General features: G+C 69.8%; 10 protein-coding genes. All 10 read right to left on the bottom strand.

Going from position 1 to position 11,207, the window contains the following annotated elements; genetic code table 11:
• Positions 1–43: 43 nt before the first annotated feature.
• The 10 genes from DZG09_RS16955 to eccD all read right to left on the bottom strand — a co-directional run bounded on the left by DZG09_RS16955 (position 44) and on the right by eccD (position 11,102).
• The gene (locus tag DZG09_RS16955) at positions 44–1,312 is read right to left on the bottom strand and encodes a hypothetical protein (protein WP_119695993.1); all 1,269 of its coding nucleotides are present in this window, start codon (positions 1,310–1,312) and stop codon (positions 44–46) included.
• Between the two features lie 112 nt (positions 1,313–1,424).
• On the bottom strand, positions 1,425–1,790 hold the full coding sequence (locus DZG09_RS01610) for a hypothetical protein (protein ID WP_119695992.1): 366 nt from the start codon (positions 1,788–1,790) through the stop codon (positions 1,425–1,427).
• A gap of 90 nt (positions 1,791–1,880) precedes the next feature.
• A complete protein-coding gene (locus DZG09_RS16830) occupies positions 1,881–2,708 on the bottom strand; it encodes a DUF2510 domain-containing protein (protein ID WP_119695991.1) in 828 nt (275 codons plus the stop codon).
• 104 nt (positions 2,709–2,812) lie between these two features.
• Positions 2,813–3,592, bottom strand: a complete 780-nt coding sequence (locus tag DZG09_RS01600; protein ID WP_119695990.1) for an FHA domain-containing protein — start codon at positions 3,590–3,592, stop codon at positions 2,813–2,815.
• On the bottom strand, positions 3,571–4,437 hold the full coding sequence (locus tag DZG09_RS01595) for a hypothetical protein (protein WP_119695989.1): 867 nt from the start codon (positions 4,435–4,437) through the stop codon (positions 3,571–3,573). The genes DZG09_RS01600 and DZG09_RS01595 overlap by 22 nt, the downstream gene beginning before the upstream one ends.
• Before the next feature lie 33 nt (positions 4,438–4,470).
• Entirely contained in the window at positions 4,471–6,261 is a 1,791-nt protein-coding gene (locus tag DZG09_RS01590) for a type VII secretion target (RefSeq protein ID WP_119695988.1), read from the bottom strand.
• 17 nt (positions 6,262–6,278) lie between these two features.
• Positions 6,279–7,028 (bottom strand): hypothetical protein, encoded by a 750-nt coding sequence (locus tag DZG09_RS01585; RefSeq protein WP_119695987.1) that lies wholly within the window; start codon positions 7,026–7,028, stop codon positions 6,279–6,281.
• A 124-nt stretch (positions 7,029–7,152) separates the two neighbouring features.
• A complete protein-coding gene (locus DZG09_RS01580) occupies positions 7,153–8,442 on the bottom strand; it encodes a S8 family serine peptidase (protein WP_162893101.1) in 1,290 nt (429 codons plus the stop codon).
• The gene (locus DZG09_RS01575; protein ID WP_119695985.1) at positions 8,442–9,749 is read right to left on the bottom strand and encodes a type VII secretion protein EccB; all 1,308 of its coding nucleotides are present in this window, start codon (positions 9,747–9,749) and stop codon (positions 8,442–8,444) included. Before DZG09_RS01575 ends, DZG09_RS01580 begins: the two co-directional genes overlap by 1 nt.
• Before the next feature lie 3 nt (positions 9,750–9,752).
• Positions 9,753–11,102: a type VII secretion integral membrane protein EccD gene (gene eccD, locus DZG09_RS01570; protein WP_119695984.1), complete on the bottom strand. Its 1,350-nt coding sequence runs from the start codon at positions 11,100–11,102 to the stop codon at positions 9,753–9,755.
• Between the last annotated feature and the right edge of the window lie 105 nt (positions 11,103–11,207).

Below are 11,207 nucleotides of genomic sequence, written 5' to 3'. Positions count from 1 at the left end.
GCTCGAACTGCAGGCGGGAGAGGCCCTCGGCAGGAAACCCCTGCTACCAGCCGAGCTCTTCCCTGCCCTCGGACTCGGCGCGTCCGGCAGCGCCGGCGTCGCCCAGGTCGGGGGACGTCTCACCCTCATCGCCGACGTCGAAGGCGGCCAGATCCTGGCCTCGCCTGCGGTTCTTCTTGTCGCTGCCGGCCCCGGCCGCACCGCCCATGCCGCCGGCCATCATGCCGCGGCCGCCTGCTGCTCCTGACTGAGCGTTCGCGCTTCCGCCGACGTCAGCCGCCGTGCCGGACGCGCTGCCGATGCCGCCGATGCTGCCGACGCCGGTGCCGCCGACGCGGCGCGCCGCTCCTCCGGCCACGCCACCGGCGATGCCGCCGGCGACACCTCCGGATATGCCGCCGACGCTTCCGCCGACGCCGCCTCCGACGGCGCTGCCCCCGACACCACCCGCGCCGCCTCCTCCACCGGTACCGGGGATGACGCCGCCGGTGATGCCGTCGATGCGAGGGTCGTCGAAGCGCGGCGGGTCGCCGACGAGCGGCGGATCGCCGACGTAGTCGGGTCGCCACGGGGGGTTCGTGCCCGGATCGTGGATACTGGGGCCGTCGTAGCCGCCGTCTCCATCGGAGCCGCTCCCTCCTGAGCCTCCCCCGCCGGAGCCGGGGTCGTTCACGAGAGTGCCGCCGCCGGACCCTCCGCCGGAGCCGCCTCCGGGGCTGGTGCCGCCGCCGTCGATCCCCGGGCTGTTGACGGTGGGACTGTCGCCCGAACCGCCTCCGGGGTAGCCGCCGCCACTGGTACCCGGGTCGTACACGGAGGGAGATCCGCCGGTGCCGTCAGCGCCGGGGCCGCCCGATGCGCGCGCGTCCGGGTCGTACTCCGACTTCGGCAGCCCATCGATGATCTCCTGGAGCCGCAGGTCGAGCTGGGCGTTGAGCTGGCGGGCGGCCTCTTCCCGAGCCGCCTCGGCCTGGTCGAGATAGTGCTGGCGCGCCTGGTCGGGCGTGAGCGTCACGCCCGGGGAAACGTGCACGGGGCTGTCTGTCCCGGCTGCTGTGCCGATCGTGCTCTGCTGCTCCGGCGTCAGCTCGACGTCGGGAACGGCCTTGCCGCGGCTCGCGGTGTCGTCCATCGCCTGGTTTGCGGCGTTGATCGAGATGCTGAGGTCCTTCTGGTAGTCGGCGAACCGCTCGAGGGTTGCGCGGATCTTGAGCAGCGTGTCCTCGATGGACTCACCGAGTTTGCCCTCGAACCCCTTCAGGCCTGCCGCCTTGCTGACCCCCAACGTCGTCGTGTCCACAGCGTCTGCCATCGACCTCCGTTGGTCGGCGTGCACACTTCGGACGACGTCGAGATAGAGATGAGAACGGTTCTGCTGAAGCCGTTCGAGCCGTTCTTGTTGCTGTCCCATGATCCGGTTCCGCTCAGATCGCCTTCGGGTATTTCAGTGGGTTCGGCCCCATCAGCTTGCTGAGCCGACGATCGTAGTCGGCCTTCTGCTGCTCATTCAGCTCTTTGGTCTCGGCAATGGCGGTCCTGAGGTTCGTCTTCGCGTCGTCGAGGCGCGTACACAGGTCATTGAGCCAAGGGCCGGCAACGCGATACTTTTCCTTGAGCATGGCAGTGAGTTCAACCGCTTTCCCGTCTGCGGTCCAGACCTCAGGGGTCTGCCCCTTCTCGAGGAAAGCAGCCGAGTCTATACAAGCGTTCAACTCGTCGTAGCACTCGGTGATGAGTTCCACCTGCCGGTCGGCCAACTCCTCATCGTAGACGAGTTCGTCTTTCCCCATCGGCCAGTCCCTCCCGAATCGGTTTACGCGACGATCCTATTCTGCGTGTTCGGCCCGGTCCATGGGGAGCGGTCCCCATATCGCACGTGACTACGAGCGTGAATCGCAACCTATCGTGGCGTCGTATCCGACCTGCGTCGCGAGGTCACGCTCCGGCCCGGTCACGTCGTTGCTGGCTGCGAGGGTTTGCAGAGCCTCATCGGACAGGTCCGAATCGTAGTAGTGCTGGCCCACACATGTGAAGAACCCAGGCACGTCGTCGTACTCGACGAAGCCTGCGCTGTGGAGTACTGCTTGGAGTCCCTCGCCGATCGCTTCGGGTGACGGGCGCCCGTCCTCGCCATCATCGCCCGCGGACGGCGCCTCTTCCGGTTCCTCGGTCGGCTCCTCCGTTGGCTCTTCGGTCACCGTCGGCACCGGCTCCTGTGACGGCTGGTAGTCGTCCAGCGCCTCCGTGACCCCCCACCACAGCACGGATGCGAACACGATGCTGCCGAGGATGCCGCCCAGGACCGACAGGATGATGCCCGTGACCGACGGCCACTTCGTGGTGCCCTTCTGGAACACCGCGACCAGCGACATCACGAAGGCGGCCAGCAGCAGCACGAGGCCGATCGGGAACGTCACCGCTGTCGGAATGAAGGCCAGCACCGTTCCGAGCACCGCCAGTCCCAGGCCAACGAATCCCAGAACCGAGGATCGCCGTGGGCCGGCGGTCTCCGGTGCATGGCCCGGCGACGCCGGGTGGGCGTAGGGCGTGCCGGCCGGCGCTGATGGTGCCCCGTGTGCGGCGGTCGGTGATCCGTCGGCTCCGGCGCCGTGATGTCCGGGAGGTGCGAACTGATCGGTCCACCGTTCGCCGTCCCACCAGCGCTGTCGCCCTGAACCGTCGTCGTACCATCCGGCCGGAGTGCCCATCCGTGTCCTCCTCGTCGTCACCGTGTGCGCCGGCGCGCAGTTCCCCGCGGCGCGACCCTACGTGTATACCAGGCGCGCGCGACGCGTTCCCTGATGCTGACCGGTCATGCCGCCGGAACGTCGACGTCCTCGGTCGCGAACGCCGTGAGCAGCTCGAGATCCACGACGGTCACGAACCGGGCGCCGACGGCGATCTCCGCCAGGCGGGAGCGCTGTGCGTCGCCGAGCCGCGCATCGGCACTCCGCCGCAGACCGCGCACGCCTTTTCGAGAGAGCTTGTCGCACAGGCGGCCCAGCCGCCGCTCGAGCTTCTCCGGTGTCCACCCCAACCGCGCTGCGACCTCGTCGGTCGTCCTCATCCTGGCCGAGCCGGCGTCTCCATCGCGCAGCAGCGGCTCCGCAAGTGCGGTCAGCAGGATGCGCTGCATGGGCGAGAGCAGCTCCGCCGCGTTCTCGGCATCGCCTGCGCCGCGCCATCCGGCCGGCTCCTCGTAGACCGGGGACTCGAGCGTCAGGGAGAACTCGTACATCGTCGAGCCGCCGGTGAACATCACCGCCGTCGTGCGGAACACCAGCGGCATCGACTGGCCGGGCGCCAGCCACGACTGGGCCGCGCCTTCGGCTGAGGACACGGAGGCCGTGAGCGCCGATCCGATGTTCGTGAGCCACCAGACGCCGTCGCGCTGCGCCACTTCGAGGAAGCGTCGGTGCACGTAGGGGTTGTCGCCGATCGATAGGTCGGCCCCGCGGCCGATGACGAACGCTGTGCCCGCGGCGATGCGTTCGCTGCGCTCGCCGAAGCCGAGCACCACAGAGCCTCCGTGCTCGGCCGCCGACTCCGGCTGGTCGGGCGCGGTCATCATCAGGCCGTGTGGCGCGGCCATGCGCCGCCGGGGAACGCCGCGGCCGAGCTCAGCTCATTGGTCACGGTCGTCATGAACGAGGACGCCGCCTGGTTGGCCGCCAGGATGATGCTGATGAGATTGATGACGTCCAGGATGAAGAAACCGACCTCGGCGATGATCGTCGCGACACCGGTGGGGGCGCCCCAGACCGAGACGATCTGGGCGATCCCGAGCCCGACGCCGATCGCGGTCGTGATCGTCGCGATCGAGAACGACACCCAGAAGTCCACGATCGCGTCGGCGAACTTGTTCAGCTCATCGTCGACCATCACGCACTTGCCGTAGACGTCCTCCGCGGCGGGCTGCTGCAGATCGACGCGTGCGGTGTACGCATCGTGAGCCGCACCCGTCCAGTTCCCTGTGCTGGGCAGTGCCGAGGGGATGATCGCCGCCGTCGCCTCGGTGGCGGGCGCGCCCACGCTGTCGACCCAGCTCCGACCGGCCTGCCGCAGCGCGGCCGGGTTGCCGACGAAGGCGAAGACGTCGGTGGTCTGCTGGATGGCCTCGTTGACCTTCTCGAACATCCTGCGGATCAGCTCGTTGATCCGGTCGATCAGATCGCCGATGAGCGGGATGTGGCTGGCGAGTTCGAGGACGCCGTTGATGATGTCGATGACCGAGTTCGCGCCGTCGACGACCTCCTGGAACTTCGTCTTCGACCTGTCGACATCCGGTCCGTTGTCGCGTCCGCTGCCGGCCGAGCCGCTCCCGTGCGGGCGGCTCGAGGAACCGGTGTTTCCGAACGCGCTGTCCGAGCGGCCGGGAGAACCAGAAGGAGAGGAGGATCCGTTCGGAACGCGCGGGGGCCTGACGCGTGGTGTCATGATGTCGTCTGCTTTCCGTCGAGAGAGCTGAGGTCAGCTGTTGAGTCGGGACTGCCACGCGGGAGCTGACGCGGGCTGCGAAGGCACGGCCGGGCCAGCGACGTCCGGCTGGGCAGGAGTCGGTTGGATGTCGACGTCCGGTCGGCCGTCGATCGTCTCGGGGCCGCCGATGAGGTCATCGGGTGTCGATTCCCCATCGCCGAGGCCGGCGCTGTCGCCGTCGGGCTGCGGGGTCGACGCACCGTCGCCAGGGGCATCTCCCTCGGCGCGCGGGCCCGATCCGTCGCCGTCTGCGTCGTCTGCGGACCCGTCCGTCGCACCGTCCGGGTTGTCCGTCGCCGTGTCGGGATCGCCGGTCTCGCCCTCGGCGTCCGCGGCGGCTCCGTCTGAGTCGTCCGTCGGAGCGTCGCCGTCCGTCTCCGTTTGGCCGTCGGTGCCGTCAGCGCTGTCGGTCTGCGGGGTCGGCTCTCCTTCGACATCACCGTCCGCAGTCGGGTCGGAACCGTCTGCGGCGTCGCCCGAGGAATCGGCCGCCTCGCCGTCGGCGCCGTCACCGGCTGCCTGATCCCGCAGCTCGGCCGCCTGCTCGCGCAGGTCTGCCGCCTTGTCACGCAGTTCCGCGGCATCCTCACGGGCATCCGCGACCTCTTCGGCGGCACCGTCGCGGTCGGCCTCGAGCTCTTCGATCTGTTCGCGGATCTCCGCGGCCTCGGCACGCTGCGCAGAGGCCTCCGCGCGCAGTGCGGCCGAATCCGTGCGGCTCTGCAGCGCCCCGGCGGAGTCGCCGGCCTGCAGCTGCTGTTCGGCCTTCAGATCGAGCTCGGTCGCACGACGCTCGAGATCGGTGGCGCTGCTGTCGAGCTCGGCAGCACGCTCCTGGAGCGCGTCGATCTGCTCGTCGAGTGCGTCGACCTGTTCCTGCGCCTGCTCGGCGTGCCTGTCGGCCTGATCGGCCTGTCGGTCGAGCGCGCTGGCGCGAGTGTCGAGCTGGTCCGCCTCAGCATCCAGCCGGGCGTCCTCGGCCGCGTCGCCCGCGTCGCCGTCGATCGAGCCGTCGACCTGCGGGCTCTCGCCGCCGGTCCCGCCGCCGCTGCCTCCGCCGGTCCCGCTGCCGCCGCCGGTCCCGCCGCTGGGGCCGCCACCAGGGCCGCCACCCGGGACGTCGCAGTTGACGTTGTCGGCGTCCGGATTGTGTCCGCCCGCGATGTCCTCGTCGTTCTCGTCGTACTCGTCGGCCGTCAGCCGGAGGGAGTCGGCGAAGCCGCTGTGCGCTTCGGGCGCGGTGCCCAGCAGGGCCACCATGGTGGCCTGAAATGTGCCGTACGCGTTCGCGGCCTGGCCGCCGATGAAGGAGAAGGCGGCGGGGTCGATGGTCAGGCCTTCCGCGGCCGTTGTGATGGTGCCGTAGGAGCCCCCCGCGGCTTCCCAGAGACTGGCATCCCTGCGGAGGTACGAGGTGTCGACCTCGACCTCGCCGTCGCCGACGAACGACGACGCCGCGGGCTGCGGCGGGGGCGTCGGAAAGGCTGATTGGCCCGCTGGCTGGCCGGTCGAGGGCGTCGCCGGGGGCGCTCCGCCTCCGTGCGGTTCCTTCGGGACGACGCCGGGGCCGAACGGGGGGGCGACGGGGCCGACGGGCAGATCGATATCCTGCAGGGCCTCGTTCACACCTGTCACGATCCGGTAGCCCTCGTCGACGGGGGTGGCCGCATCCAGAACGTTGGCCAATGCGCCGAGCCCATCGCCCTCCTGGATGTTCTCGTTGAAGTCTCGGATCTCGTCGATCGGATTCACCAGATCGACGACGTCGTCCAGAATGCCCATGTCTCAGACTCCCTGTCTCACCGGATGGCGCCCATGCGGCGCATCAGCTCACGGGGGTTGTGTCCGATCTCAGCGAGCTGCGCGATCGCCGGGAACCCCTCGTACTTGTTCTCTCGGTCGTGCGCGGCCATCGCCATCACGCCGTTGAGCGCGCTGACGATCTCGCGCTCGATCACCGAGTCGTTGGTGTTCCGCACCCACCGCTCATCGAGCGTCACCGAGGTGATGGTGTCGCCTTCGCGCGTGACGGTGACGGTCTTGGCGGAGTTCACGCCATCGCGCTCCTCGCGCGCCCGACGCCTGTGGTGCGCAAGGAACTTCTCCTGCTCGGCGTTCGCGGCATCGAACATCTCCCGCAGCTGCTCACGGCCCTCCGCACCCCAGGCGGAGCTCGGATCGCCCAGTTCCACGGGCTCGGGCTCCGGCACGGCAGCGTCCGGGTCGGCGGCGTCCTTCTCCGCGTTCTCCGAGTACGCTTCCATCCACTGCGCGGCGCGCTGCTCGATCGCGCGCTGATAGCAGGAGCTCACGGCGAGCCCGAGTGTCTCCTCGCCGATCTTGTCGCGCCAGTCCTCGTCGAGAGCCAGCGTCTCGACGGCGCCGCTGGCGGCCAGTGTCAGCTTGACGGCCTTCTTCTCATCCTCCACCGTGACCGGGGTGAGTTCCTTCGACGCGTCGCCCAGCGCACGCAGTTCGTGCTGCAGTTCCGCCGCAGTCTGCCGCAGCTCTGCCATCAGCCGGTTGGCGTCCGCCATGTCCAGGTTCACGATGGGCTCCTCCTGTTGTGCACCGTCGAGGCCATCCTACGGAGCGGCGCAGAACGGCCATAGGGGTAGGACTACCCATCGACGGCTCGGGCAGCGCAGGGCGGAACTCGTCCCGCGCACCTTCTCAGTCCCTCGCGCGTCGAGCCCGGCTCCGTGCCAGCAGGAGAACGATCGTCGAGATCGTCGCGCCGGCGCCCAGCATCCAGCCGACTGCTGTGCGCGCCGGTTCCAGCGGGTCGGGCACCGGCTCGGTCGAGATGATCCGCTCCTCGGCGGGTGCGGGCGTCGGGGCCGGATGCGCCGGTGACTCGGGGCCGGGGAGGGTGCCGTCGTCGGCCAGAGCGAGCGCAGCGGCGGGTCGGACTTCGCCCCACCCGACGGTGTCGCTGCGCTCCGCAGGCGAGACGCGCATCGCCGACTGCATCAGCCGGAAGGCCCACTGGTCGGGCGACTCATCGGGAAAGCGGGCGGCGACGAGTGCCGCGGCACCCGACACCACGGCCGTGGCGTAGCTCGATGACGCGGAGTCGCTGTTGAAGACGCAGTCGCCGCCAGAGATGTAGGCCGACGGCATCGACTGGCCGGGAGCCGCGAGATCGACGTGCTCACCGGCATACGAGGAGTCCGGATCCCAGGAGCCGTCGCGCAGCACCCCCGCCACGGCGAGAGCGCCGTCGAGCTCGCCCGGATAGAAGTGCACCGGATCCGGACCGTTCGGGTCGGCCGTGTTGCGGTTGCCTGCGCTGGCGATGACGAGCGCGCCGAGTTCACGGGCGCGGGCGACGGCGCTGCGGTACTGCTCGAGCGAGCCGTCGTCGGAGAGCGAGACGTTGATGATCTGCGCACCGTGCTCGGCCGCCCACCGGATCCCCTCAGAGACGGAGCCCGCGGAGGGCGGAGCGAGATCACTCGACGACTGTCCGTCCTCCGGTGCTGCTTCGAAGGCGCGCACCGGCATGACCTTCGCCTCAGGGGCGACGCCGACGACCCCCGAGCCGTCCACCTGTCGTCCGGCGATGAGGCCGGCGATGGCCGTGCCGTGACCGAAGCGGTCGTCGTCGGCCGGGGCGCTCCCGTCGCCGAAGGTGCTGCGGCCCTGCGCCAGCGCACCGTCGAGGTGCACGTTGCCCGCTTCCACTCCGGAGTCGACGACCGCCACCGTCACACCGTTGCCGCGGCTGAGCGTCCAGGCCTCCTCGAGCCCGAGGCGTTCTACCAGATAGCTGGGGCCGGGGGCGAGGACGCGCTGGTCCGGCGTGCACTGCTGTGCGGTCGCGTCGATCGCAGGCGACTGCGCGGAGGCGGTCGTGTCCGCCTGCGGGGCAGAAGGAGGAACGCTGTTCGCACCTCCCGCGCCGAGCAGTGCGAGCAGCCCGATCGCCGTCACCGCACCGCGCAGGCCGCCGCGCCCCATCACTCGCCCAGTCCCTGCGCCGTCCTCTGCGCGATCTCCCGGCTGAGGGCCGGTCCTTGCTCGAGCAGCTGGGTCCATGCCGCAGGGACGGGCACCGCCTGGTCGGGCTCGTACCCGAGGCGCTCGAGATCTGCGGCCGTCTCGACCGGGAAGTGCACACCGGCTTCCGAGACGAAGCCGTACGTGCTGCCCTCACCCGAGCCGTGCGTCGTCACGGCCGCGCCCGTTCCCGGCGTGACCTGCGTCCCTGGCTCGACATCACTCGGCGCCGCTGCAACGGAGACGCCGCCGTCCGGGATCATCTGCAGGCACGTCGCGCCGGCGTCCTCGGCGTCGACGGGGACATCGGAGGGCCAGTCGCCTGGGACGGCGTCCGAGTTCACGTTCCGCAGGTCCGTCGCCTCGGCGACGGTCATGGTGACGGGCTCGACGCCGACGTACGCGGTCAGCAGCGTGCGCGCGAAGGGCGTGGCCGGAACGAGCGCGCCCTTCCCATCGACGACGTACTCGGCGACGGTCTGTCCGTTCGACTGCGTGCGCACGGTCTGCCCCACGACCAGACCTGCGGCCCCCGCATCCGATCCCAGATCGCCGCCGAGGTCCATTGCGAGCGGTGTGCCAGGCGTGACGAGGTTCAGCCAGAGGGCCGAGGCGGTGGGCACTGCGTCGATGTCGTCGATCCCCAGGAAGACGCTGGCCACGACGGCGACGTTGTCGGGGTGCAGGGCGTAGCGGTATGCGCCTTGGATGAACCAGTACCCGCCGTCGCCGTCTTTCACGAGTGCCGCTCGATCCTCCGGGCCGGACGAATCGCCCAGCATGCGCGTGGAGAGCTCGAGCGGGCGGGAAGCGTCGATGCAGCTCAGCCAGGCTCCGGTGTACTGCCGGTCGGGGGCGGGGAGCTGATCAGGGGCGCCGTCGATTCCCACCGGCGACGGATTGCGCTCGATGCCGTCGAGCTTCGACGCAGGCACCGACGTGACCTCGGTCGTCTCCACCAGCAGATGTGCGCTGGCGAGGTTCTTGACGGGATACAGTGTGTCGCCCAGTGCGACGTACCGGGTGCCCTCGCCGCTGACCACGATGATCGAGCCATCGCCCCAGTCCTTGGGCAGGGTGCCGGTGAACGTGCCGATCAGCAGCGATACGATCACCGTCAGGATCCCGAGTGCGACGCTGACGACCACACCGCGCAGCGGCTTGCCAGGGGGCAGCTCGCGTCCGCCAGGTGCTCCGCTCGTGAACGCGGTCCGCAGCCGCCGACGATTGAACGCCTGTGCCTGAAGAAGCTCGGCTTTGGACGCCATGGGTCAGAACCAGCCTCCGGCGATGATGGCCAGCGGCAGCAGCAGGGCGATCGTCGCCCATTCGGCGAAATCGGCGAAGCGCGTCAGGCCGATCCGCGATCTGCTGCTGAGCAGCACCACGACGATCACGCACACCGCGGCAGCGGACAGGCCGATGACGAGCCCGGTGATCCACTCCGGGTGGGTGATGATGGCCGTGACGACGCCGAGCAGCACTCCTGAGAGCACGCCGGAGGAGACTGCGACGATGTCGAACCGTGAGTACACCTGTCTGGCGCCGAGGAACATGCCGCCGTACGTCATCGCGGACAGCACCAGCCCCCATATTCCGGAAGCGACGACGGGCGGGGTCGCGATCAGCACGACGATGCAGACGGCGATCCGCAGGGAGACCTGGTAGCGGTGCGCCCGGGCGTAGAGCTTCGCGACCTGCTCCGGCGCGATGCGAGTCGGGGCGTCGTAGACCTCGGAGTCGTCGCGGGCGGAGACCACGCGCAGCGGCACAGAAGCCAGGGCGATCCATGGCGTTGCGAGTCCCGCGATGCCGGCGAGCGCCATCACCGCCGCCAGAGTCCCGGCAACGGGTACGGCCGGCCAGATGGTCACGGCGCCGACGGCGAGCAGCACACCGCCGAGGACCACGGGGACGAGTCCGTACTCGCGCAGCCGCTTCAGCGCCAGCATCGTCACGACGCCGAACACGAGCATCGCCCCCGCACCGAAGAGCAGCGGCGCCGCCCATGCGCCGTCCGAGGGCAGCGCCGTGTATCCGGCGACGCCCGCGTACACCGATGACACCACGGCGAGCGCCATGGCGGCCTGCTGCGGAGCGCGCGTGCGGTCCATCACGATGGCGCACGTCATCAGAACGACTGCGGCCGCACCGGCGCCGACCGGGGTGACCACCGTTCCGGTGCCGGCCCACGACCACACAGCAGGGGCCAGACCGAGCAGCAGCAGGACCGATGACACCACGGTCGCAGTCGTGACCGAATTCTGCGCCGACCATGCCGGAGCGTCCTTCTCCACCACGTCGGCGACGGCTTCGACGAGATCGTCGTAGCGCTTCGCGGATGCCGCAGTCGTCCCCTGCTCCAGGATGAGCAGATCGCCGTCGTCCACGCTCTGAGAGGCGAGGGAGCGGTCCCCGCCGAGTACGGTTCCGTCGGCCTGGACCAGACGGAACCCGGACGACGCGGAGATGTTGTCGAGGATGCGGAGGCGTCGGGCGAGTGACGGGAGCACTTCGGCGACCGGAACGCCTCCAGGGACACTGACATCGATGCGCTGGGACTCCCACTGCACAGAGAGGCGCAGCAGCTGCGCCGGCGCGACAGTCGTCTGAGGCGACATGGAATCCCCGCTTTCCTTCAACACGCGCTTTTCAGACTATCCTGCGGGCGCATCCGGAACTCTGCCACACGCTGAACCGCGGCACGTGCGCGTCGTCGACGTCGG

The organism is Microbacterium halotolerans, from assembly GCF_003569805.1.
Classification (GTDB): Bacteria; Actinomycetota; Actinomycetes; order Actinomycetales; family Microbacteriaceae; genus Microbacterium; species Microbacterium halotolerans.
Note: the sequence above shows the minus strand (reverse complement) of the source record. Positions and strands in the feature narration are given on the sequence as shown.

What these genes read in the sequence shown, in the direction of transcription:
- DZG09_RS16955 (WP_119695993.1), bottom strand. Translation starts at nt 1,312, where the DNA reads ATGGCAGACGCTGTGGACACGACGACGTTGGGGGTCAGCAAGGCGGCA.
- DZG09_RS01575 (WP_119695985.1), bottom strand. Translation starts at nt 9,749, where the DNA reads ATGGCGTCCAAAGCCGAGCTTCTTCAGGCACAGGCGTTCAATCGTCGG.
- DZG09_RS01600 (WP_119695990.1), bottom strand. Translation starts at nt 3,592, where the DNA reads ATGGCCGCGCCACACGGCCTGATGATGACCGCGCCCGACCAGCCGGAG.
- DZG09_RS16830 (WP_119695991.1), bottom strand. Translation starts at nt 2,708, where the DNA reads ATGGGCACTCCGGCCGGATGGTACGACGACGGTTCAGGGCGACAGCGC.
- eccD (WP_119695984.1), bottom strand. Translation starts at nt 11,102, where the DNA reads ATGTCGCCTCAGACGACTGTCGCGCCGGCGCAGCTGCTGCGCCTCTCT.
- DZG09_RS01610 (WP_119695992.1), bottom strand. Translation starts at nt 1,790, where the DNA reads ATGGGGAAAGACGAACTCGTCTACGATGAGGAGTTGGCCGACCGGCAG.
- DZG09_RS01590 (WP_119695988.1), bottom strand. Translation starts at nt 6,261, where the DNA reads ATGGGCATTCTGGACGACGTCGTCGATCTGGTGAATCCGATCGACGAG.
- DZG09_RS01595 (WP_119695989.1), bottom strand. Translation starts at nt 4,437, where the DNA reads ATGACACCACGCGTCAGGCCCCCGCGCGTTCCGAACGGATCCTCCTCT.
- DZG09_RS01580 (WP_162893101.1), bottom strand. Translation starts at nt 8,442, where the DNA reads ATGGGGCGCGGCGGCCTGCGCGGTGCGGTGACGGCGATCGGGCTGCTC.